25 protein-coding genes are annotated in these 22565 nt (G+C 45.8%); all 25 read left to right on the forward strand.

Annotation, left to right across the window (positions count from 1 at the left end):
* Positions 1-43: 43 nt before the first annotated feature.
* The 25 genes from V1498_RS07920 to V1498_RS08040 all read left to right on the forward strand — a co-directional run bounded on the left by V1498_RS07920 (position 44) and on the right by V1498_RS08040 (position 22506).
* Positions 44-1033, forward strand: coding sequence for an NAD(P)H-dependent glycerol-3-phosphate dehydrogenase (locus tag V1498_RS07920; protein WP_409299210.1), 990 nt, complete (start codon positions 44-46; stop codon positions 1031-1033).
* Positions 1034-1589: 556 nt separating this feature from the next.
* Positions 1590-1790 (forward strand): DUF2768 domain-containing protein, encoded by a 201-nt coding sequence (locus V1498_RS07925; RefSeq protein WP_409298061.1) that lies wholly within the window; start codon positions 1590-1592, stop codon positions 1788-1790.
* Positions 1791-1818: 28 nt separating this feature from the next.
* Positions 1819-2535: a hypothetical protein gene (locus V1498_RS07930; RefSeq protein WP_409299212.1), complete on the forward strand. Its 717-nt coding sequence runs from the start codon at positions 1819-1821 to the stop codon at positions 2533-2535.
* Between the two features lie 193 nt (positions 2536-2728).
* Positions 2729-4207 carry a stage IV sporulation protein A gene (spoIVA, locus tag V1498_RS07935; RefSeq protein ID WP_409298063.1) on the forward strand — a complete coding sequence of 493 codons (1479 nt, stop codon included), beginning with the start codon at positions 2729-2731 and terminating at the stop codon, positions 4205-4207.
* Positions 4208-4612: 405 nt separating this feature from the next.
* Positions 4613-4885 carry an HU family DNA-binding protein gene (locus V1498_RS07940; protein ID WP_409288972.1) on the forward strand — a complete coding sequence of 91 codons (273 nt, stop codon included), beginning with the start codon at positions 4613-4615 and terminating at the stop codon, positions 4883-4885.
* A gap of 148 nt (positions 4886-5033) precedes the next feature.
* Complete coding sequence (gene folE / locus V1498_RS07945; protein ID WP_409298065.1) at positions 5034-5600, forward strand: GTP cyclohydrolase I FolE; 567 nt, start codon at positions 5034-5036, stop codon at positions 5598-5600.
* A gap of 25 nt (positions 5601-5625) precedes the next feature.
* Positions 5626-5859, forward strand: coding sequence for a trp RNA-binding attenuation protein MtrB (gene mtrB / locus V1498_RS07950; RefSeq protein ID WP_409298067.1), 234 nt, complete (start codon positions 5626-5628; stop codon positions 5857-5859).
* Positions 5860-6044: 185 nt separating this feature from the next.
* Positions 6045-6809: a heptaprenyl diphosphate synthase component 1 gene (locus tag V1498_RS07955; protein ID WP_409298068.1), complete on the forward strand. Its 765-nt coding sequence runs from the start codon at positions 6045-6047 to the stop codon at positions 6807-6809.
* 20 nt (positions 6810-6829) lie between these two features.
* A complete protein-coding gene (locus V1498_RS07960) occupies positions 6830-7540 on the forward strand; it encodes a demethylmenaquinone methyltransferase (protein ID WP_409298070.1) in 711 nt (236 codons plus the stop codon).
* 30 nt (positions 7541-7570) lie between these two features.
* Positions 7571-8533, forward strand: coding sequence for a heptaprenyl diphosphate synthase component II (gene hepT, locus V1498_RS07965; RefSeq protein ID WP_409298072.1), 963 nt, complete (start codon positions 7571-7573; stop codon positions 8531-8533).
* 95 nt (positions 8534-8628) lie between these two features.
* Positions 8629-9075 (forward strand): nucleoside-diphosphate kinase, encoded by a 447-nt coding sequence (gene ndk / locus V1498_RS07970; RefSeq protein WP_409298074.1) that lies wholly within the window; start codon positions 8629-8631, stop codon positions 9073-9075.
* A gap of 422 nt (positions 9076-9497) precedes the next feature.
* On the forward strand, positions 9498-10271 hold the full coding sequence (locus V1498_RS07975) for a CheR family methyltransferase (protein WP_409298075.1): 774 nt from the start codon (positions 9498-9500) through the stop codon (positions 10269-10271).
* Between the two features lie 145 nt (positions 10272-10416).
* Complete coding sequence (aroC, locus tag V1498_RS07980; protein WP_409298077.1) at positions 10417-11589, forward strand: chorismate synthase; 1173 nt, start codon at positions 10417-10419, stop codon at positions 11587-11589.
* A 1-nt stretch (position 11590) separates the two neighbouring features.
* Positions 11591-12664, forward strand: coding sequence for a 3-dehydroquinate synthase (gene aroB / locus V1498_RS07985; protein WP_409298079.1), 1074 nt, complete (start codon positions 11591-11593; stop codon positions 12662-12664).
* A 36-nt stretch (positions 12665-12700) separates the two neighbouring features.
* Positions 12701-13081, forward strand: coding sequence for a chorismate mutase (aroH, locus tag V1498_RS07990; RefSeq protein WP_409298081.1), 381 nt, complete (start codon positions 12701-12703; stop codon positions 13079-13081).
* A gap of 23 nt (positions 13082-13104) precedes the next feature.
* A complete protein-coding gene (gene hisC, locus V1498_RS07995; protein WP_409298082.1) occupies positions 13105-14211 on the forward strand; it encodes a histidinol-phosphate transaminase in 1107 nt (368 codons plus the stop codon).
* A 25-nt stretch (positions 14212-14236) separates the two neighbouring features.
* Complete coding sequence (locus V1498_RS08000; protein ID WP_409298084.1) at positions 14237-15340, forward strand: prephenate dehydrogenase; 1104 nt, start codon at positions 14237-14239, stop codon at positions 15338-15340.
* Between the two features lie 29 nt (positions 15341-15369).
* The gene (aroA, locus tag V1498_RS08005; protein ID WP_409298085.1) at positions 15370-16683 is read left to right on the forward strand and encodes a 3-phosphoshikimate 1-carboxyvinyltransferase; all 1314 of its coding nucleotides are present in this window, start codon (positions 15370-15372) and stop codon (positions 16681-16683) included.
* Between the two features lie 85 nt (positions 16684-16768).
* The gene (locus V1498_RS08010; protein WP_409298087.1) at positions 16769-17635 is read left to right on the forward strand and encodes a hypothetical protein; all 867 of its coding nucleotides are present in this window, start codon (positions 16769-16771) and stop codon (positions 17633-17635) included.
* A 36-nt stretch (positions 17636-17671) separates the two neighbouring features.
* Positions 17672-18937 (forward strand): tetratricopeptide repeat protein, encoded by a 1266-nt coding sequence (locus V1498_RS08015; protein WP_409298088.1) that lies wholly within the window; start codon positions 17672-17674, stop codon positions 18935-18937.
* 253 nt (positions 18938-19190) lie between these two features.
* Entirely contained in the window at positions 19191-19736 is a 546-nt protein-coding gene (locus tag V1498_RS08020; RefSeq protein ID WP_409298090.1) for a ReoY family proteolytic degradation factor, read from the forward strand.
* 121 nt (positions 19737-19857) lie between these two features.
* On the forward strand, positions 19858-20322 hold the full coding sequence (locus V1498_RS08025) for a YpiF family protein (protein ID WP_409298092.1): 465 nt from the start codon (positions 19858-19860) through the stop codon (positions 20320-20322).
* A gap of 171 nt (positions 20323-20493) precedes the next feature.
* A complete protein-coding gene (locus tag V1498_RS08030; protein ID WP_409298093.1) occupies positions 20494-21000 on the forward strand; it encodes a ubiquinol-cytochrome c reductase iron-sulfur subunit in 507 nt (168 codons plus the stop codon).
* A 3-nt stretch (positions 21001-21003) separates the two neighbouring features.
* Positions 21004-21678, forward strand: coding sequence for a menaquinol-cytochrome c reductase cytochrome b subunit (qcrB, locus tag V1498_RS08035; protein WP_409298095.1), 675 nt, complete (start codon positions 21004-21006; stop codon positions 21676-21678).
* 63 nt (positions 21679-21741) lie between these two features.
* On the forward strand, positions 21742-22506 hold the full coding sequence (locus tag V1498_RS08040) for a c-type cytochrome (protein ID WP_409298097.1): 765 nt from the start codon (positions 21742-21744) through the stop codon (positions 22504-22506).
* Positions 22507-22565 lie beyond the last annotated feature (59 nt).

Raw genomic sequence — 22565 nt, forward strand, 5'->3', positions numbered from 1 at the left:
CATTGCCGTTATCGGCGCAGGAAGCTGGGGAACGGCACTTGCCATGGTCCTGGCTGACAATGGGCATGATGTAAGGCTGTGGAGCCATAAGCAGGAGCAGGCAGATGAAATCAACTCAACACACATGAACCAAAAATATCTCCCGGATATTAAATTGCCCGGGAATATAGCAGGATACAGCTCTCTGTCCGAGGCGCTGGATCAGGTGGAGACGGTCATCCTGGCCGTTCCTTCTAAAGCGATCAGGGATGTCCTTGGCAAAATGAAGGATGCTGCCCCGCAGCTAATCACCATCGTCCATGTGAGTAAGGGAATAGAACCTGACACCCTTCTGCGCATCTCAGAAATGATCAAGGAAGAATATCCTTCAGGGCAGCTGCACGATGTTGTCGTCCTTTCCGGGCCAAGCCATGCAGAGGAAGTCAGCTTAAGGCACCCGACTACCGTCACGGTATCGGCAGAAAAGCTGGAAGCTGCAGAAAAGGTTCAGGATCTTTTCATAAACCAAAACTTCCGTGTCTATACCAATCCCGATATCATAGGAGTAGAAATCGGCGGTGCCCTCAAAAATATTATCGCCCTGGCTGCCGGAATGACAGACGGCCTGGGTTATGGCGATAACGCAAAAGCGGCATTGATAACCCGCGGCCTTGCGGAAATAGCAAGGCTTGGCACCAAAATGGGAGCAAACCCTTTGACCTTTTCCGGCCTTGCCGGCATTGGCGATTTAATTGTCACCTGTACAAGTGTCCACTCACGGAATTGGCGTGCGGGAAATATGCTGGGCAAAGGACAGAAGCTGGAAGAGGTGCTTCAGAACATGGGTATGGTGGTTGAAGGAGTCAGGACCACAAAGGCTGCTTATCAGCTGGCTGAAAAATATCAGGTCTCCATGCCTATCACAAAAGCTCTGTATCACGTTTTATTTGACGGGACAGAGGTAAGGGATGCTGTGGATCACCTGATGAACCGCATGAAAAAACATGAGATGGAAGACCTCGTCAATATCCTGGAAGAACGTAAGAACGACTGATTTATCAAGATCTTATCAAAAGGTCTTTTCTAAAGGCACTTTTCCTAAAAGATGGTTCTTTTTGGATGAGATCTGTGAGGGGATTTAATTATGTTGCGAGTGGATTGGAGCAGCTGCAGCGGAAACCCATTTTGTTAAATAGCCTTAATGTATGCGAAAACAGCCGTTATAAAATTTTCTTGAACTAGGCGAATGGTGGTTCCTTAGTATATTTCAAAGCATAATATGCAACGAAACTAACTGGTATTAACCTTATCGTCTGGGTGATTTAGTCAAAAAGACAGAAGGCTTAAAGTGCCTTCTGTTTTTTTTTCTGTCATTTATCGTTCTATAAGCCCTTATATCGGCTGTTATCCATCAGATTTAGGGGATTTGAATATGGCAGGATTCGGCGGCAGCATGGCCTGTTGGCCCACCGGGTTTCTGCATGATACCATGAGCACAGGGATGTAAGCGTCTTATTTTTATAATGAATTTGCTATTTTCCTATGTTATAATACTTCGGGATAACAAAGATAACCAGCCTCCTATAGGCCAGCATAAAAGGAGAATGACAATGACACCTGCCTTACAGAAGATGTGGATTTCTTTTGCAGCAATGGGATTTATGGCAATTTCCATACTTATTATTTATCTAAGCCGTTATAAATTAAAGGGATTCTTGAAAATTGTTACCGCTGTGATTGCATATGTATTAATGATTTCAGCCGGATTGATCATGCTTCTGGTGGTATTGAGCGGGCCTACAAATGGGTAAGCCCCGGACTCTTGTTAAAACTAAATCCATGATAAAACTGGCCTTCCTGGGACTGTCTTCCCTCCTTTTACTGAGCGGATGCATGTATCCAGAAGCAGAACTTGCCAAGAATCAGGTTCCATATGTGGATCAAATTAAATCTGTCCAGAGTGCCGTGGATCAATTCCAGAGGGACAATGGCGGAATCCTTCCGATTAAAACAAAAGATGCGGACACGCCCTATTATCAGCGGTACCCGGTTGATTTTAAGAAAATCGCCCCCAAGTATATGGCTGAACCACCGGGCAATGCCTATGAGAGCGGCGGCGTATTCCAATATGTCATCATAAATGAGGAAAAGGATCCTGAAGTGAAACTATTTGATATTCGCCTGGCGGAGAAGGTACAGGAAGTAGAAATTCGTGTGAACCTTTACCGGCAGTCCAATGGATATGCTCCCTTCAAAGAGATCATTGACAAGCATGTATATACCCTGGATTACAAAAAACTGGGCTATAAGGATGATCCGACTGTCATGAGTCCCTTCACCCAGAAGGAATTGCATCTGGTTATAGGCGCTGACGGACGGATTTATATAGACTATACTCCTGATTTGGTCCAGGCTCTATCAAATAAAGAAGAAAAACTGGAAAATGGGGATGACATCAGGACCATCCTCGTAAAAGGATCTTCCTTTGTCCCGGCTTTTTCCCTTCCCTACACAATTAACCCATCAACAAAAAAGCCTATATTCCTGAAGAAGTAAGAATAACCCCTCCTCTGCAAAAATATATTGAAGGAGAGGGGTTATTCTCTTTTTGGATGCCATTCCATGAAATTTGTATCCGGAGGTAAGAAATTGGAATATTGCAGGTGGACAACATCATAGATATAAAGTGTCCAGTTTCAAAAAGAAATTAAATATCCATATAGATGTTAAAGGATCGGGAGGGGATCTTTTGGAAAAGGTCGATATTTTTAAAGACATCGCCGAACGTACAGGAGGAGATATTTATCTTGGAGTTGTCGGCGCGGTACGTACAGGGAAATCTACATTTATAAAGAAATTTATGGAATTGGTCGTGCTGCCGAATATTAATAATGAGTCAGACAGGGCAAGGGCTCTGGATGAACTGCCGCAAAGCGCTGCTGGTAAAACCATCATGACCACCGAACCTAAATTTGTTCCCAATCAGGCTGCCAGTGTTTCGGTTGATGAGGGGATTGAAGTAAACATCAGGCTTGTGGACTGTGTTGGCTATACAGTTCCCGGCGCGAAGGGCTATGAGGATGAAAACGGACCCCGGATGATTCATACGCCGTGGTATGAAGAACCGATCCCCTTCCATGAGGCTGCGGAGATCGGAACCCGGAAAGTCATTCAAGACCACTCAACTCTTGGGGTCCTGATCACCACGGACGGAACCATCGGAGAGATTCCAAGGTCTGACTATATTGCGGCAGAAGAAAGAGTAGTGGGTGAGCTGAAAGAAGTAGGGAAGCCCTTCATCATGGTCATCAATTCTGTCCAGCCCCATCATCCGGAAACAGACCGTCTGAAGGGTGAGCTGCAGGAGAAATACGATATCCCGGTCATCGCCATGAGTGTCGAGAGCATGCGGGATACGGATGTAATGAATGTGTTAAGGGAAGCACTGTATGAATTCCCAGTCCTTGAGGTGAATGTGAATCTCCCGAGCTGGGTGATGGTGCTCAGGGATAATCACTGGCTGCGTGAGAGCTATCAGGAAGCTGTCAGAGACACAGTAAAAGACATCAAGCGCCTGAGGGACGTGGATCGTGTGGTTCATTATTTCAACGAGTTTGAGTTTATTGAAAGAGCGTCCCTGGCTGGAATAGAGATGGGTCAGGGTGTAGCTGAAATAGACTTATATGCGCCTGATGAGCTTTACGATGAAATCTTGAAGGAAATTGTCGGCATTGAAATCAGAGGCAGAGATCATCTGCTGGAATTAATGCAGGATTTTGCCCATGCCAAGGCAGAATACGATCAGATATCTGATGCCCTGAAAATGGTGAAGCAGACCGGGTATGGAATTGCGGCGCCTTCACTTGCCGATATGAGTCTCGATGAACCCGAAATCATCCGCCAGGGATCTAGATTCGGTGTCCGCCTGAAGGCTGTGGCACCATCGATCCACATGATCAAAGTGGATGTGGAGTCGGAATTTGCCCCTATCATCGGGACAGAAAAGCAGAGCGAAGAGCTGGTTCGGTATTTGATGCAGGACTTTGAGGATAATCCGCTGTCTATCTGGAATTCTGATATTTTCGGCCGCAGCTTGAGTTCGATTGTAAGGGAAGGGATACAGGCAAAACTTTCCCTGATGCCTGAAAATGCCCGCTATAAGCTAAAGGAAACATTGGAAAGGATAATTAACGAAGGATCCGGTGGGTTAATCGCCATCATACTATAATCAATGAGCTGACTCTGCTGAAAAGCAGGGTTTTTTTGTTTGCAGCAGAAAGAAAAATTCTTTTTCCCTGCCAGTGAATGAATATTTAAATGAAAAAGTGATTAAAACCTTTATAATTGGGGAATTGCTTGTAAAAGTAAGAGAATCCACAGATTAATTTATTAATATATGCACTTCTGTAAGAAAACATTCCCATTATATGAGGAATTCACTTGCTAAGGGTAAATGATTGTGATAATCTACTTACAGAAAACGTTATAAACGTTGCTATTTCAGCTTTTCTGGCCATTTTGCCACGGTTGTTTACACGGGCGGGCCGGATCTTATTATTTGTTAAAACAAGTAATGAAACATTCGGGTTATCTGAGTGAAGGCTTTAATCATTTTTGGGAGGAGGTGAATGGCATGAACAAGACAGATTTGATTAATGCGGTTGCTGAAGCAAGCGAGCTTTCAAAGAAGGACGCTACAAAAGCAGTTGATGCTGTTTTTGATTCAATCTCAGACGCTTTGAAAAGCGGGGATAAAGTACAGTTAATCGGTTTTGGTAACTTCGAAGTACGCGAGCGTGCTGCACGTAAAGGGCGCAACCCGCAAACTGGCGAAGAAATCGAAATCTCTGAAAGCAAGGTTCCTGCATTCAAACCAGGAAAAGCGCTTAAAGACGCTGTTAAGTAATACATAGTAACCCGTTTGAAATATATGGGTGAAGCGAGGATCACGGTTTCCGTGATCCTCTTTGCTATTAATTTTATTTATATGTTAAGATGAAATTATATTTTTTTAAACACTTACATAGGCAGCGGGTTCTACAGGAGGAATCATAATGACAGAAGTTAATCATGCTCAAATAGAAAAAGCAGTTCGGATGATACTGGAAGCGATAGGCGAGGATCCATCCAGGGAGGGGCTGCAGGATACACCGAAACGGGTGGCAAGGATGTATGAAGAAATATTCACCGGCCTGAAACAGGATCCAGGGGAGTATTTTGAAACGATTTTTGGCGAGGAGCATGAAGAACTTGTGCTTGTAAAAGATATTCCTTTTTATTCAGTATGCGAACACCATCTGGTCCCATTTTTTGGACAGGCCCATGTGGCTTACATACCAAGGAACGGCAGGGTTACAGGACTCAGCAAGCTTGCAAGGGCTGTCGAGGCGGTTGCAAAGAAGCCGCAGCTGCAGGAAAGGATTACATCTACGGTTGCGAATGTGATAATGGAAAAGCTTGAACCTTATGGTGTCATGGTGGTGGTCGAGGCAGAGCATATGTGCATGACCATGAGGGGAGTTAAGAAACCTGGTTCAAAGACTGTCACTTCTGCAGTGCGTGGAATCTTCAGGGAAGATGACCGGTCCCGCGCCGAGGTTCTTTCACTTATAACCAAATAAATCAATCAGAAGCTAGGTGAGATAGATGAAAGACCAAATGAACCCGGATTTTGTAGTGATCAAGGCAATGGAGGACGGAGTGAATGTCATTGGGTTAACGAGAGGGACAGATACTAGATTTCATCACTCTGAGAAGCTGGATTCCGGAGAAGTCCTTCTTGCCCAGTTCACCGAGCATACCTCTGCTATTAAGATCAGGGGAAATGCTCAGATCCTGACCCCCTACGGTGAAGTGCGAAGTGAAGGCAAGAGAACATAAGACAGACACCACAATGCAGCAGAAGGCATCAACATATGTTAAGGGAAGAAACGATGAATGAAGCTGTAAGTTACAATTTTGCAAGAAAAATATGTTATAATTGAGCGTGCTTCAAAACTGGGGAAAGGCCCAGGGGGTATGGAGACGGAACATGCTCAAATGAAAATAGCAATAAGGGTGATGAAATGCTAAACCTTGATAATCATACAACCGAAATTGCCGGCCTTATAGAAGAAGCTGTAAATCATCCTTATATGCTTGATTATATAGATCGTCCGGAAATAGATCATATAAAGCTTGAATTATTCCTGAGGGTATTTGATAAGGCTGAAATGCCCTATGAAGAAGCGAGGGAAATTGCAGTCGCAGCCATGCTCGTTCAGATAGCATTGGATATCCATGACAAGGTAACTCTTTCGGCAGACGGGGAGGAAACCTCGGATTTCCAGAAAAGCAGGCAGGTAACGGTCCTTGCCGGCGATTACTTCAGCGGTTTATATTACCAGATACTTGCGGGAGTTAACAAGGTTTCCTACATCAGCTCGCTTTCGGCAGCCATACGGGAAATCAATGAACATAAGATCCATTTATATCAATCTTTTCATGTAGATTCATCAGATTTATTATCAAGCATCAGGATTATAGAGGCCGCCTTGATTTTAAGGGCCGCTGACGAAGCTGGGCAACCGGACTTAGGGGCACATTTCGCGGAAATACTCTTGTTGAAAAGGCTGTATGAGGAAAGACAGCTTTTGAATGAGGGGCTTCATTCTCCGTTTATCAGCCAGCTGGCGCGTGTTTCAAAAACTGGGGATGATATCCCCAAGTGCGCTCAAAAATTGGATTCACTCATTATGAACGTCCTTCACACCATTGAAGTTTCAAGTGGAGGCAGGGAACTGACAGCTGGGTTGATTACCAGGTTTGAAAGCCTGGATAAAAAGTGTTAGAAGCGGAAGAAGGGTATGTCATGCAGGAATCCAAAGAACAAAAGGTACATAATGTGTTTGAGAAGATTTATAAAAATTATGACCAGATGAATTCAGTGATCAGCTTTCAGCAGCACAAGAAATGGCGCCGTGATACCATGAAGCTGATGAACGTGCAGCCTGGTTCAAGCAGTCTGGACTTATGCTGCGGCACGGCTGACTGGACTATCGCCCTTGCAGAGGCCTCTGGTGCAGATTCAAGGGTAACCGGTCTTGATTTTAGTGAAAATATGCTTAAGGTCGGCAGGGAAAAGGTAAAGGCCCTTGAACTGGATCAAATTGAGCTCATTCATGGGAATGCAATGGAACTTCCCTTTGAAGATGATTCCTTCGATTTTGTGACTATCGGGTTCGGGCTTAGGAATGTCCCGGATTACCTGCAGGTATTAAAAGAGATGTACCGGGTTTTGAAACCAGGAGGCATGGCTGTCTGCCTGGAAACCTCCCAGCCTGAAATGCCTGTTTTCAGGCAAATGTACTTCCTCTATTTTAGATATATTATGCCGGCCTTTGGCAGACTCTTTGCCAAAAGCTACAGCGAATATTCCTGGCTGCAGGAATCAGCCCGTGATTTCCCGGGGATGAAGGAGCTGGCAGAAATGTTCCGCAGCGCCGGATTCAAACAGGTAAGCTATAAACCGCATACCGGAGGAGTGGCTGCCACACATATTGGATATAAAGAAAATCGTTAATTCTAGGAATTAAAAAGCTGGGTGAATGTAATGAAACTTAAAATGATGTATTCATATCTGAATTCTGATATCCAACTGATTGAGAAAGAACTCGAGGCAGCCATCCAGGCAGATTCACAAGTATTAAGGGAAGCCTCGCTCCATCTCCTGAAGGCGGGAGGCAAAAGGATTCGCCCGGTATTCGTTTTGCTGGCAGCCAAGTTTGGGGATTATAATATACATGTCATCAAGCATGCCGCTGCAGCCCTGGAGCTGATTCACATGGCATCCCTTGTCCATGATGATGTAATTGATGATTCCGAGCTGAGGCGGGGAGTCCCCACCATTAAATCTAAATGGGATAACAAGGTCGCCATGTACACAGGCGACTACATTTTTGCCCGGTCACTGGAAATGATGGGAGAGATCAGAAATCCCCTGGCTCATCAGATTCTCGCCAAGACAATTGTCGAAGTCTGCATCGGAGAGATAGAACAATTTAAGGATAAGTACAGGTTCGACCAAAATCTGAAGGATTACTTTAGACGAATTAAAAGGAAAACCGCCCTTCTGATAGCAACAAGCTGTCAATTGGGAGCTGTTGCAGCCGGAGTGGAAGAAAGCGTACATAAAAAACTTTATAAATTTGGCTATTATGTAGGGATGTCCTATCAAATCATTGATGATATTCTTGACTTCACTTCGACGGAGGAAAAGCTGGGCAAGCCTGCGGGAGGCGACCTCAGACAGGGGAATATCACACTGCCTGTCCTCTTTTCACTGAGAGATCCAAAACTTGAAGCGGAAATAAGACAGGTAACAGAGAATATTCCCCAGGATCAATTGAATTCGCTAATCAAAAAAATTAATGCATCAGGAGCCATCGAGGAGTCCATGGCAGTGAGCGGCTTGTATCTTGAGAAAGCTCTCAGGGTATTAGACAGCCTGCCGCCGGGAAGGCACCGGAAGTCATTGATAGATCTTGCACGTTTCATTGGAAAACGAAAATTTTAATATTTTAGGCAGTTGCGAAAATCAGAAAATAGTGTTAATATTTTCGTGAATTGCCTAAAATAGGCAAGTTAGATATGACAATGGGGGAAACTGACATGGAAAAGACATTCTTAATGGTAAAGCCTGACGGAGTACAGCGGAATCTAATCGGGGAAATCGTTTCACGCTTTGAAAGAAAGGGCTTTCATTTAGCCGGCGCTAAATTGATGGCGGTTACAACTGAACTGGCGGAAGAGCATTACGGGGAACACAAAGAGCGTCCATTCTTTGGAGAATTAGTGGATTTCATTACATCCAGCCCTGTCTTCGCCATGGTATGGGAAGGCGAAAATGTAATCGCTATCGCACGTCAGATGATGGGTGCCACAAATCCTAAAGACGCCCTTCCGGGAACGATCCGCGGCGACTTCGGAGTTACAGTAGGCAAAAATGTGATCCACGGATCAGATTCACCAGTCAGCGCAGAACGGGAGATAGGTTTATTCTTTAAAGAAGATGAGCTTGTTGAAAATAGCAAGACGATCAAGGAATGGATTTATTAATAATTTTAAGGGGACTGGCGTATGCCAGTCCTTTTTAATATGACTAAAGAAGCCTCTCGGACAAATGTAAAAAAGCCCCTTTCTATATTTCCTGTGTTTTAAAACAAAGGCTGTTTTCGTATATATTGCGGCTTATGAACGAGAGTATTGATTTCCGCTGCGGGTCATCCGCCTGTGGGCGGGAGCTCCCTCTGCTTGGCTTATGACTCGAGGATCGGACGTCTTAAAGCTGAATCACGAATTTCGCGCCATTCGCTGCAGTCCCTTCCTTATACAGAACGGATTGGAAAACAATTAATTTTTTGAAAAGAGCTTAAGCAAAAGAAATCTTATGAAAACTTAAATAATTCGATTATACTTGTCTTATCTTTCACAAGAAGGCGTTGCCTAATTGGCGAGAAATTGATCCAAGGAGCATAATGATGCAGCAGGACTATGAGATTTTCACAAGAAAAATTAAAGAGCTGACTGGCCTTGATTTGTCACTTTACAAGGAAGCACAGATGAAAAGGCGGCTTGTTTCTTTATATGAAAAGAAAGGATATACTTCGTTCGGTGCCTTTTACCAGGCAATAAGCAGCGATGTTAAGCTGCAAAAAGAGTTTCTTGACCGTGTTACCATTAATGTATCTGAATTCTACCGCAATACGAACCGCTGGGAAGTGCTGGAGTCTAAATTGCTGCCCCGGCTGATGAAGACTTTATCTGTGCTGAAGGTATGGAGTTCTGCCTGTTCTACGGGGGAAGAACCTTACACGGCGGCGATGATTCTGTCAAAGCATTTAAATCCCAGGCAGTTTAGCATAAAAGCCACCGATATTGACGAAATGGCTTTGGCACGGGCCAAAATGGGGGTTTATCCTGAAAGGGCGCTGCAGGAAATGCCCTCCGATATGAAAAAAAAGTTCTTCACAAAAGATGGAGACTATTATTTCATTACTGAGGATATTAAAAAGCTGGTTTCCTTCCATAAATTAAATCTGCTGTCAGATCCATTCGAAGGCGGGCACGACTTGATCATCTGCCGGAATGTACTTATTTATTTTACCGAAGAAGCCAAGAGGGACCTCTACCAGAAGTTCAGTGACTCCCTTAAATCGGGCGGCATCCTGTTTGTAGGGAGTACAGAACAGATATTCAATCCGGCGGCATACGGCTTCGAGATCGAGGACACCTTCTTTTATCGGAAGATCTAGTCGCGAAGAGGAGAAAAAAATATCTTTTTTGCAGGTTATACTGTTAATGAAGGAACGGTCATGTTATACTTCTTTTAACGCTTTTAAGCACTAAAGGAAATTCATTTTCTAACTGGACAGATAGACATTAGGAGGCGGGGGTTAAATGAGATATTTAACTGCGGGAGAATCACACGGACCGCAATTGACGACAATTATTGAAGGCCTGCCAGCAGGTATGCCTCTGCTGGATGAAGATATAAATGCAGACCTTGCCAGAAGGCAGAAAGGGCATGGACGCGGAAGACGGATGCAGATTGAAAAGGATACTGCCTTCATTGCGAGCGGTATCCGTCATGGATATACCCTTGGGTCACCTGTAGCCCTCATCGTTGAAAATAATGATTGGAAGCACTGGACTAAAATTATGGGCAGCGAGCCGCTCTCAGGTCTTGAAGCGGAAGAGGTCAAAAGGAAAATCACCCGTCCGCGTCCCGGCCACGCAGACCTGAATGGAGGCATAAAATACGGCCACCGTGATTTAAGGAATGTGCTTGAAAGATCCTCCGCCCGGGAAACGACTGTAAGGGTCGCGGCCGGGGCAGCTGCAAAGAAGCTGCTGTCGCTGCTCGGGATAGAAGTGGCCTCCCACGTGGTAGAGATTGGAGGTATCCGCGCAGAAACTGGGAAGAACTTAACCGTTTCAGAGATTAAGACCATTTCCGAGGCGTCGCCTGTCCGCTGCCTGGATGAAGAAGCGGGGAAGAAGATGATGGAAGCTATCGACTCAGCAAAGGAAAAAGGGGATTCCATAGGCGGAATTGTGGAAGTGATCATTGAAGGTGTGCCTGCCGGTGTGGGAAGCTATGTTCACTATGACCGCAAGCTTGACTCCAAGATTGCCGCAGCGATTGTCAGCATCAATGCCTTCAAAGGGGTAGAGTTCGGCATCGGGTTTGAAGCAGCCCACAGGCCGGGAAGCGAAGTCCATGATGAAATCGCCTGGGAAGAGGACAGGGGTTATTACCGTATGTCCAATAATCTGGGCGGGTTTGAAGGCGGAATGACTACCGGTATGCCAATCGTGGTCCGCGGGGTCATGAAGCCGATTCCTACATTATATAAACCGTTGCAGAGTGTGGATATCGATACAAAAGAGCCATTCACAGCCAGTATTGAAAGATCAGACAGCTGTGCAGTGCCGGCTGCTGCGGTAGTGGCTGAAGCGGTGGTTTCATGGGAAATTGCGGCAGCCATAACCGGCCAGTTTTCCTCTGACCGGATGGATGTCCTGCAGCAGGCAATTGAAAGCCATAGAGCATCTGCTAAGGATTTTTAATATGGAAATCATTCAGATTGAGACGGAAACAAAAAGCTATCCTGTTTATTTGGGAGAAGGAATGATCAGGGAGCTCCCGGCCATCCTCGCTGAACGAACACCTTCCTGCAGCAGCCTTTTAGTCATTTCCAGCGAAACGGTCGCAGAATTTTATCTAAATGAGGTATGTACTGTATTATCCAAAACAGGTATCCCCATTCATGATATGATCGTCCCGGATGGAGAAAGTGCCAAGACCTTTGAGATATATTACGCCTGCCTGACCCGCGCGCTTGAGCTGAACCTTGACCGCCATGCGGTTATCCTGGCGCTCGGCGGCGGGGCCGCAGGAGACCTTGCCGGTTTTGTCGCAGCTACTTATATGAGGGGTATCCCATTCATTCAATTACCGACCACTATCCTTGCCCATGACAGCTCGGTAGGAGGCAAGGTAGCCATAAACCATGAAGCGGGTAAAAACATGATTGGTGCATTCCATCAGCCTGAAGCAGTCATATACGATCTTGCCTTTTTAAAGACCCTGCCGGAAGCGGAAGTCCGGTCCGGTTTTGCCGAAATCATAAAAGAAGCTTTAATAGCCGACCCTGAATTTTATGGATGGATCCGCGGCAATGTACATACCCTTTCGGATCTTGGAACAGCCAGGACGGCTTATGCAATCAAAAAGGGAATTCAGATCAAAGGCCATATTGTCCAGCAGGATGAAAAAGAGACCGGAATCAGAGCCTTTCTTAATTTTGGCCACACACTAGGGCATGCAATTGAAAACAATATGGGATATGGCGCCATAACACATGGTGAGGGTGTCATGATCGGCATGATTTTTGCCCTCAAACTGTCCACTGCTTATCTCGGTCTCTCGTTTGACAGAGAAGAATTTGAACAATGGGCTGCATCCCTTGGCTTTCAGACATCAATCCCGGCGGACCTGGATCCGGATGCACTGCTGCGGGCTATGAAAAAAGATAAAAAGACGGCGGGCGGGCAGATTCGCTTTGTATTGCTGAAAGAACTTGGGAAGCCTGAGCTGTTAACTTTGAAAGATAAGGAAATACTGACGCATTTGCTGGATTAAAATAAATGACTTTACTATATTAAAGGGGGCCAATACATGATTCGCGGGATTAGAGGCGCTATTACAGTCGATAGAAATGAAGAAGAACTGATTGTTAGTGCGACTGAACGGCTATTAGGGACCATCATAGCCGAAAACAGGATCGAGCCTGATCATGTGGCTTCTGTATTTATTTCTGTTACCGAGGATATTGATGCTGCCTTTCCGGCAAAAGGCCTTAGGGCGTTTGAAGGCTGGACTTTCGTGCCGGTAATGTGCATGAGGGAAATTACGGTGCCGGGCGGGCTCCCTTCCTGTATCCGGATCATGCTCCATGTAAATACAAAACAGGGACAACAGGAAATCAGGCATATTTACTTAGAAGGTGCAGTGGTTTTGCGTCCAGACCTTAATGTAAGGGAATCGGCAGATATATGATTTTTGAAACAGGAGTGATTGAATTGAAATGGAAAGAAGCTGTTCTCGGGCTGAAGCCTTACCAGCCCGGCAGATCAATAGATGATGTCAAACAGCAATACGGATTGGACAAAATTGTGAAGCTTGCCTCAAACGAAAACCCCTTCGGCTGTTCTTCCCGTGCAGAAGAAGTTATGAAGGATTACAAGGGATCTATGGCCTTATATCCGGATGGAAATTCCAGTTTCCTTAGAAAGTCTGTCGCGGGGCATCTGGGAGTAAATGAAAACCAGCTCCTGTTCGGCAATGGTTCCGACGAAGTAATCCAAGTAATCTCACGCAGTCTGCTATACCCTGGTGTCAATACTGTGATGGCAGCACCCACCTTTCCCCAGTATAAACATAATGCAGTAATTGAGGGGGCTGAGGTAAGGGAAGTGCCGCTGGTGGATGGAAAGCATGACTTAGAAGGCATGCTGCAGGCTGTGGATCAAGATACTTCAATCATTTGGCTATGCTCCCCTAATAACCCGACCGGCCGTTACATAGAGGGGGGAAGTCTGCGGGAATTCATTGAAAAAGTCCCTGAGGACATCCTCATCGTAATGGACGAAGCCTATTACGAATATGTGGACGCCGCAGATTACCCTGATACCGTCAGCCTGATTGGCAGGCATCCAAATATCATCGTTCTCCGTACATTTTCAAAAATTTACGGATTGGCTAGCCTGCGGGTCGGTTATGGAGTGGGACATGAGGAATTAATAAAAAAGCTTGATCCGGCCAGGGAGCCTTTCAATACAAATACAATCGGTCAGCTTGCAGCCAGTGCGGCGCTTTCCGATACAGAGTTTTTATCAATGTGCCATAAAAGCAACAGGAGGGGCCTTCAGCAGTTTTATCAGTTTTGCGATAAAGAGGGACTGGACTATTTCCCTTCACAGGGGAACTTTATCCTGATTGATGTGAAAAGCCAGGGAGATGAAGCGTTTCAGTTCCTTCTTGAAAGAGGATTCATTGTCCGGTCGGGCAATGCTCTGGGGTTCCCCACCTCCATTCGGGTGACGATAGGGTCAAGTGAACAGAACGAGGGCATTATCGAGCTCCTCGGCCAATTCCTGGAAAGCAAAAAAAGCGGTACCGCTCAATAAGAAATTTGTATTTGGAGGTTATATCATGAAGGGGAATGTATTTGTCATAGGGCTGGGTCTCATTGGCGGATCTGTTTCCCTGGCAATCCGGAATACACATCACGAATCTGTGGTAACAGGATATGATCTGGACGGAAAAAACCTCCGCCTGGCCAAGGTCCTGGGGTTGATAGACTGTGAAGCTTCAAGCCTTGCAGAAGGTGCTGCGGCCGCTGATCTGATTATTATAGGCACCCCTGTGGAGCAGGCAAAGGACATCATTGATGAATTATCTCATTTACAGCTGAAGGATACAGTCATCATCACGGACGTGGGAAGTACAAAAGAGACCATTATGTATAAGGCGCAATGTCTGATGGATGGAGGAGTTACATTTATCGGCGGACATCCCATGGCTGGTTCTCATAAGAGCGGTGCCATCGCAGCAAAGCCCCATCTTTTGGAAAATGCCTTTTATCTGCTTACCCCTGACAGTGAAACACCTGCCGAAAGGGTAGAGGAATTAAAGAGCTGGCTTTCCGGTACCAGGGCTCATTTCCTGACAATGGCTCCAAAGCTTCATGATCAGCTGACGGGTGTCATCAGCCATTTTCCGCACATCATTGCATCCGGGCTCGTTCACCAGGCCCGGAGATGGAATGCGGAAGAGGATTTAATCACCAGGCTTGCAGCGGGAGGATTCCGGGATATTACCCGCATTGCTTCCGGAAGCCCGGAAATGTGGCGGGATATCCTGCTGAATAATAAAACGGTGTTATTGAATTTATTAAAGGATTGGTCAGCAGAAATGGGAAGGATCCAGGAGGCGCTGGCGGATGGGGACCCTGACGCCATTTTTGATTATTTTGCGGGAGCTAAACAGTTCAGGGATGACCTTCCGGTGCGTTCACAGGGAGCGATTCCCGCCTTTTATGACCTGCATATTGATGTTCCGGACTATCCTGGGGTCATTTCTGAAATCACCGGCTATCTTGCACAGGAGCGTATTAGTATAACCAATATAAGAATTTTAGAAACCCGTGAAGAAATATACGGGGTGCTGCATGTCAGTTTCCAGACTGAAAGGGACAGGAAGCTTGCCATGGAATGTCTTGGGCGGCATACGAACTATGAGATGTTTTTAACCTAGAACATGATGAATGGGTGGATGTGATAAGTATGGAGAACAAGAAGCTGCAATTAAACGGCGCCTCCCTGAATGGGGAAATACATATTCCTGGTGACAAATCAATTTCACACCGGGCTGTCATGTTTGGATCCATCGCAAAGGGGAAAACGGTAATCAGCAATTTCCTGCCTGGGGCAGACTGCCTGAGCACCATTTCCTGCTTTCAAAAGCTCGGGGTGGAGATAGACAGGGACGGAGAAAATGTGATTGTCCAGGGAAATGGTTTCGGAGGGCTGAAAGAACCGGAAGAGTGGCTGGATACCGGGAATTCAGGGACCACCACCAGATTGATGATGGGCATACTTGCCGCACTGCCATTTCATACCGTCATCGCTGGAGATGAATCGATTGCAAAGCGCCCTATGAGCAGGGTTGTGAACCCGCTCAGGGAAATGGGTGCGGCCATCGATGGCAGGAACAAGGGACAATATACACCTCTCGCAGTCAGGGGCGGAAAGCTGAAAGGGATCAGCTACAGCCTTCCTGTGGCGAGTGCGCAGGTCAAATCGTCCATTCTCCTGGCAGGGCTGCAGGCCGATGGGGAGACCACCATCATTGAACCGGCAGGGACAAGGGACCATACGGAACGGATGATCCGCCAGTTTGGAGGTACTGTGGATGTGGACGGCCTCTCCGTAACAATCAGAGGTCCGCAGGAACTTTCCGGTACAGAAGTCAGGGTGCCTGGAGATATTTCCTCAGCAGCATTCTTTCTGGCAGCTGGCGCACTTGCTCCCGGCAGCCGGATCACTCTCAAAAATGTAGGGCTTAATCCATCAAGGACAGGCATTGTTGATGTGCTCTCGCAGATGGGTGCTGACATAGTGATCCACATGTATGATGACAGCAGTTTTGAGCCGGCAGGGGATATTGAGATCAGGACTTCTAATCTTAAGGGAATTGAAATCAGCGGAAGCCTGATTCCACGCTTGATCGACGAGATCCCGATCATTGCCCTCCTGGCCACCCAGGCTGAAGGTAGAACAGTCATCAAGGATGCAGCCGAGCTGAAGGTGAAGGAGACAGACCGGATCGCCACTGTAGCAAGGGAACTTAATCAGCTCGGGGCACGCATACAGCCAACTGAAGACGGGATGATCATTGAAGGCGGAACAAAGCTCAGGGCAGCTGAAGCAGACAGCCATGGAGATCATCGGATAGGGATGATGCTTTCTGTTGCGTCTCTCATTTCCGAGGGGGAAATGAGCATCAAGGATTCAGGCTGTATCAGGGTCAGCTATCCAGAATTCTACCGGCATATGGATTCAATAGTAAAAGATCATGAGACAATCCGGCCCGTATGATACAGGCCGGATATTTTTGTCTGTCCTATCATTAAAGCCCCCAAAACAGCATAGCTTGTCTTATGACTGTTTGTGAGGTGGATCCATGAGCTATATTATTGAACATGCCACCCTTTATCAGGGCGGTAAATGGATGGATACAGCGTTGTCTGTCAAGAACAATAAAATTTTCACGATCCATACTTCCGTAGAGAGAATGAGCGGAATCAGAATGGACTTTTCAAGATTCATCATGACGCCCCCCTATACCTTCCTTGAATTTCAACCCCAAAATTTAACAGACAAAGAGTATGTAAAGGAACGCTTGATCTTAAGGGGTGCCGCCTGCGTCATGGCCGTCCCGCGGATACAATATGCCTGCGAGCTGGCAAAGGCACTCCATGGCGTGCAAAATATGCTGGAACACTTTCCGCTCGACATAGTAAAAGGGATAAGGCTGCCGTGTTCAGCCTTCACACCCGATTTTATCCTGAAGTGTAAAAAAAACAGGATCGCAGTCATATTTATTGAAATATCTAAAAATGATCAACTGGAGACTGTTCCCTGGGAGTGGATCAGGCAGAATGCATTCCCCTATAATCCGGTGCTTGTGCCTGTAATGGACAGTGAACATTTTCTTAATGAATGGGACAGCCGCCTGTCCAGGCTTGGGATAAAGCATCTCACCCATTGTCCGGCAGGGGACAGGCCGCTAAGTGAGGCAGTATTGAAAACGTTTGGCATCTATCCTTTTAAAGGATTTTTGCATAGCGGCGGAGAAATAAGCTATAACCTTTTTGAGAAATTGGATGGGGAAGAATTGCTGCCTGGTATTTTTTCAGGGGGATATGATAGACTAGTGGTTACAGTTTTAGATGGGAAACTTATCAGGGCTGGCCAAAGGGTTGATACGGAAGGGCTGAGGGGCAGAGAATTGGTCATCAGGGTACCCGGATTTTTTACCGCATCATAAAAAGGCCGGCTAAAGAAAAGAACGGCGGGGATAACATTGGTTACAGTTGAGACTATTTTGGAAAACCTGAAACAAGGCGAATTGGATTCAGTATCCAGACATATAAATGAAATAAAAACCGGCGGCAGTGAGGAAGAGATCCTGGCGCTGGCAGAAGGCTGCATGGATTATGGTTTCATCGAAGAAGCGAAGCATCTCTATGAGCATCTGCTTGAGATTTATCCGGATGAAGGAGAGCTTCTTGTTTCCATTGCTGAAATTCTCACCGATATGGACAGAGAGGATGAGGCGATCCTTCTCCTTGAAAAAGTGAGTGAGGATGACCCGGCATTCCCAAGTGCACTCCTGCTCGAAGCAGATCTATATCAAATGCAGGGAATGGATGAGGTAAGTGAAAGAAAGCTTCTCAGGGCCAAGGCAATTCTGCCCCATGAAGTCATTGTGGATTTTGCTCTTGGAGAGCTTTTTTACCAGCAGGCAAAATATGTTGAAGCACTGGAGAGTTATCAAAAGGCTATCAAGTCCGAAGCAGAAATATCAGGCATCAGCCTGAACCAAAGGATAGCGGATACATTGAGCTCACTCGGACAATTTGAAGATGCCCTCCCCTATTTTGAGAAGGCTCTTGCCGAAAAGCTTGAAATCAACTCCCTCTTTGAATACGGCTTTACTGCTTATCAGGCTGGAGCCTACAACACGGCAGTCGAGAGGCTGACTGAATTGAAAAACCTGGATCCGGAATATCATTCCCTCTATCTATATCTGGCAAAAGCGTATGAACAGCTGGAGGATATCGATGGAGCACTGGAAGCGGCAAAGGATGGAATCAAGCAGGATGAATTCAATAAAGAGCTGAATCATTTCGCAGGGAAGGCCGCTTTGAAAAAAGGCGATGAGGACCAGGCAGAATATTATTTCAAAGAAGCGCTCGCCCTGGATCCCGGGTTCATGGAGACAGCCCTTAATCTTCTGAAGCTGTATATGCATCAGGAAAGATATGAAGACGTCATAGAAGTCATCGATTCAGTCAAGCATTATGGAGAATATGATCCCCAATTTAACTGGCTGCTGGCGGTAAGCCATCAGAATCTTGAAAATTTCAGCCAGGCATCGGAATATTTTGCTGAAGCCAGTAAAGAGTATGCGGAGAATGAGGACTTCTTAGAAGAATACGGTTTTTTTCTAATTGAAGAAGGAAAAAACAAAGAGGCCGCAGAATTATTTAATAAGCTTATTAAGCTCCAGCCCGCCAACGATGAATACATCGAGATTCTCGAGCGGCTGAATGAAAGCCGCAATTAACGGGAGAGACCTTCAAAAACTTACGGCTCCTTTCTGCGCAGATTGTTGTTATTTATGGAGTGTTTATTGGGAGATTACATTCTTAAACAAAGCTGGGGAGGCTCACCGCCCGCCCCGCGGATACGAGTGACCTTCGCATCAATCAGCCTTCTTGTTCAATACCGCAATGTTCGTTGAAAAAGCCAAAATTAAACAAGCATGCAGGATTAACAATGCTGCAAATAAAAAACTTAGGTACAGAGGAGGGACACACATGCATACCCCTGTTTCTGTTAACGAAAAGAAGGAATTCATCCGCTGGTTCTTGAACCACTACCAATTAAAGCGGAGAGAATGCGTCTGGATCCTAAATTACCTGATCAGCCATGATCAGTTGATGAAAAAAGTCCATTTTGTTGAACAGGCCAACCTTTGCCCGAGAGGCCTGATCATGTCTACCCATTGTGTGGAAGAAGCTCCCTTCAGATTCTATAAGTCCAACATCATGACCACAGATGCAGAAAAATCCTTCCATGATATCAGGCTGAACCGCGATGAAGAGATATATATACAGTTGAATTTCCGATCAGCATATTCCTCCTATCAATATGCAGCAGTGCTGGAGGAAAATCCGTTCATGCCGAAAAATTCGTTCTCCAATGACAAAGATAAAGTACTGGCTGAACAGTTTCTGGAGAATTCACTGACTTCCTTTCAAAGGGAAAAGCTGATGCAGATGATCGATGAAGCTCTGGATCAGCAAAATGCTGAGGCCTTTCACTCCCTTACGGCACAGCTGAAAAATCTAAAAAAAGTATAGACAAACATACCTGCCCATAATGGCAGGTTTTTTGCTTTATAGCGCCGCTTTTTGCTGATGTATAAAAAAATGAAAAATGATAAGATATATAAGAATAATAAAATAAATAGGAGTGTAAATTATGAAGCTTATTCCGCAGGACATTGAACTCCTTGAGCAGGCAAGGGAGCATATTGATACCGTCCTCATTCCCCTTGCACCTGTTGATCTTGGTCCGGCTGCCATGAACCAGGCCAAGATGAATGAATTTTTATCCATACTGTCATCGGAGATAGAGCGCCAATTCAAGGGGCGTATCATTCTTGTTCCGCCGCTGTCATATCTTGCCGGTGAGGATGGGCAGGGAAAAAGTGATACAGCAGTGAGATGGGAGAAAGCTTTCATCCAGCAGGGTTTCAGGCATATCTTTTTCTTAACGTGCGACCCGGGATGGAAAGTGGTGGAGGCAGATTTAACTTCAGAGCTTGTATGGGTGCCGTCACTGCCGCTTGGCGGGCTTGAAGACCGGGTGAAAAGACAGCTGATGGACGAACAGGTGCGCCAGGTTTCCTCCATTTTTTCTCAGAAATGGACGGAAAAGAAATAGAATATTTTGTGAACTTTATAAAAATAAACACCTGTTATTCCTGTAAATCCATTTACCATTTTATTGACCTATTGGAAATATTGATATATCATTGTAATGTCCTAGTTTTATAGCGATTTTAATCTGTTTTGGTCATCAAAGACCGAGTTCTTAATAGAGGGGGGAAAAAGTATGAGCAAGCATCGAGTTTCACGACGTCAATTCCTTAATTATACGCTTACTGGTGTAGGCGGTTTCATGGCTGCCGGAATGCTGATGCCAATGCTTCGATTTGCAGTGGATCCTGTATTGGAAGCGGCAGGAGGAGAGAATTATGTAGCCACTAAACAAAAGGTTGATGATTTGACTGAAAAGCCAGTGCGCCTGGACTTTTCGTACAAGCAGAAAGACGCTTGGTACGAATCCGAAGTCACGGACACTGCCTGGGTTTATAAGAATGATCAAGGGAAAATTGTTGCCCTGTCCCCTGTATGTAAGCATCTAGGCTGTACAGTTGACTGGAATACAAGCAAGGACCATCCAAATGAATTCTTTTGTCCTTGCCATTTCGGCCGATATACAAAGGACGGCATGAACGTAAAGGGAACTCCGCCTCTTAAGCCTCTAGACATGTACGATTATAAGGTAAAAGACGGAATTCTTTATTTAGGGTCAGCAGTTCCGCACAAGGAGGCGTAATAATTGTTAAACAAGATATATGATTGGGTTGACGAACGGTTAGATATTACGCCGCTGTGGCGCGATATTGCAGATCATGAGGTGCCGGAGCATGTTAACCCTGCCCATCACTTTTCTGCTTTTGTATACTGCTTTGGAGGACTGACGTTCTTCGTTACGGTCATCCAGATTTTATCCGGGATGTTCCTGACCATGTACTATGTGCCGGATATCAAGAATGCCTGGCAGTCCGTGTATTATCTCCAGAATGAAGTAGCCTTCGGCCAGATTGTCCGCGGGATGCATCACTGGGGAGCGAGTCTCGTCATTGTCATGATGTTTTTACATACTCTCCGCGTGTTTTTCCAGGGAGCATACAAGAAACCGCGTGAATTGAACTGGATTGTTGGAGTATTGATTTTCTTTGTTATGCTGGGTCTGGGCTTCACAGGCTATCTGCTTCCATGGGATATGAAAGCGCTGTTTGCCACAAAGGTAGGCTTGCAGATTGCTGATTCAATCCCATTGATCGGACCATATGCCAAGACATTGCTTTCTGGTCATCCTACAATAGTCGGAGCACAAACGCTGACTCGCTTCTTCGCGATACACGTGTTCTTCCTTCCAGGTGCCTTGCTTGGATTGATGGCTGCCCACTTCCTAATGATTCGTAAGCAGGGTATTTCCGGTCCGTTGTAATTGAAAAGGTCAATGATGCTTACTTTATGTAAAACAACCATTTAACGGGGGAGGGGGACTCATATGCATCGCGGAAAAGGTATGAAATTCGTCGGGGACTCACGTGTCTCTGCCGAACGCAAACCAAATATCCCAAAGGATTATTCTGAATATCCTGGGAAAACAGAAGCTTTCTGGCCTAACTTCCTTTTAAAGGAATGGATGGTCGGCGCTGTTTTTCTTGTAGGGTATCTATGTTTGACTGTAGCTCATCCGTCTCCACTCGAGAGGATTGCGGATCCTACTGATACAGGCTATATTCCACTGCCTGACTGGTACTTCTTATTCTTATATCAATTGCTGAAGTATACCTATGCTTCTGGTCCTTATAACACGATTGGTGCCCTGATCATGCCTGGTCTGGCTTTTGGAGCACTGCTCCTTGCGCCGTTCCTTGACAGGAGTCCGCACAGACGTCCGGCTAAGCGGCCGATAGCGACCGGCTTCATGCTTTTGGGACTTGCTTCCATCATTTATCTTACATGGTTCTCTGTGGCGACACATGACTGGGATAAAGCGAAGGAGCAGGGGAAAATCGTGGCTAAGGCTGAGATCGATAAAAGCGATCCGGGCTATCAGGTCTACTCCAAGCAAAGCTGTATCGGCTGCCATGGAGCTGAATTGACTGGTGGAGCCGGCCCATCTCTTGTGGGTACAGGATTAAAGCCTGAAGAAATCGCCAAAATTGCCAAAGAAGGAAAAAACGCAATGCCGGCCAATGCCTATAAAGGCAACGAAGAAGATTTGAAGAAGCTTTCAGAATTCATTTCAAAGCTTAAGGCTGATTGATCAGTAAAAGCCGGCATGTTATTCATGCCGGCTCTTTTATATGGATAGAATGACTGGAT

It is taken from the genome of Paraperibacillus marinus, from assembly GCF_046237605.1.
Classification (GTDB): Bacteria; Bacillota; Bacilli; order Bacillales; family DSM-1321; genus Paraperibacillus; species Paraperibacillus marinus.

Excerpts from the sequence above, each read along its gene's own strand:
- V1498_RS07975 (WP_409298075.1), top strand. The coding sequence starts at position 9,498 with ATGCAGCAGGACTATGAGATTTTCACAAGAAAAATTAAAGAGCTGACT.
- ndk (WP_409298074.1), top strand. The coding sequence starts at position 8,629 with ATGGAAAAGACATTCTTAATGGTAAAGCCTGACGGAGTACAGCGGAAT.
- V1498_RS07920 (WP_409299210.1), top strand. The coding sequence starts at position 44 with ATGGTCCTGGCTGACAATGGGCATGATGTAAGGCTGTGGAGCCATAAG.
- V1498_RS08000 (WP_409298084.1), top strand. The coding sequence starts at position 14,237 with ATGAAGGGGAATGTATTTGTCATAGGGCTGGGTCTCATTGGCGGATCT.
- mtrB (WP_409298067.1), top strand. The coding sequence starts at position 5,626 with ATGAAAGACCAAATGAACCCGGATTTTGTAGTGATCAAGGCAATGGAG.
- V1498_RS08040 (WP_409298097.1), top strand. The coding sequence starts at position 21,742 with ATGCATCGCGGAAAAGGTATGAAATTCGTCGGGGACTCACGTGTCTCT.
- V1498_RS07930 (WP_409299212.1), top strand. The coding sequence starts at position 1,819 with ATGATAAAACTGGCCTTCCTGGGACTGTCTTCCCTCCTTTTACTGAGC.
- V1498_RS08010 (WP_409298087.1), top strand. The coding sequence starts at position 16,769 with ATGAGCTATATTATTGAACATGCCACCCTTTATCAGGGCGGTAAATGG.
- V1498_RS07960 (WP_409298070.1), top strand. The coding sequence starts at position 6,830 with ATGCAGGAATCCAAAGAACAAAAGGTACATAATGTGTTTGAGAAGATT.
- V1498_RS08030 (WP_409298093.1), top strand. The coding sequence starts at position 20,494 with ATGAGCAAGCATCGAGTTTCACGACGTCAATTCCTTAATTATACGCTT.
- hepT (WP_409298072.1), top strand. The coding sequence starts at position 7,571 with ATGAAACTTAAAATGATGTATTCATATCTGAATTCTGATATCCAACTG.
- V1498_RS07925 (WP_409298061.1), top strand. The coding sequence starts at position 1,590 with ATGACACCTGCCTTACAGAAGATGTGGATTTCTTTTGCAGCAATGGGA.
- aroA (WP_409298085.1), top strand. The coding sequence starts at position 15,370 with ATGGAGAACAAGAAGCTGCAATTAAACGGCGCCTCCCTGAATGGGGAA.
- V1498_RS08025 (WP_409298092.1), top strand. The coding sequence starts at position 19,858 with ATGAAGCTTATTCCGCAGGACATTGAACTCCTTGAGCAGGCAAGGGAG.
- aroB (WP_409298079.1), top strand. The coding sequence starts at position 11,591 with ATGGAAATCATTCAGATTGAGACGGAAACAAAAAGCTATCCTGTTTAT.
- V1498_RS08020 (WP_409298090.1), top strand. The coding sequence starts at position 19,191 with ATGCATACCCCTGTTTCTGTTAACGAAAAGAAGGAATTCATCCGCTGG.
- aroC (WP_409298077.1), top strand. The coding sequence starts at position 10,417 with ATGAGATATTTAACTGCGGGAGAATCACACGGACCGCAATTGACGACA.
- folE (WP_409298065.1), top strand. The coding sequence starts at position 5,034 with ATGACAGAAGTTAATCATGCTCAAATAGAAAAAGCAGTTCGGATGATA.
- V1498_RS07955 (WP_409298068.1), top strand. The coding sequence starts at position 6,045 with ATGCTAAACCTTGATAATCATACAACCGAAATTGCCGGCCTTATAGAA.
- aroH (WP_409298081.1), top strand. The coding sequence starts at position 12,701 with ATGATTCGCGGGATTAGAGGCGCTATTACAGTCGATAGAAATGAAGAA.
- V1498_RS07940 (WP_409288972.1), top strand. The coding sequence starts at position 4,613 with ATGAACAAGACAGATTTGATTAATGCGGTTGCTGAAGCAAGCGAGCTT.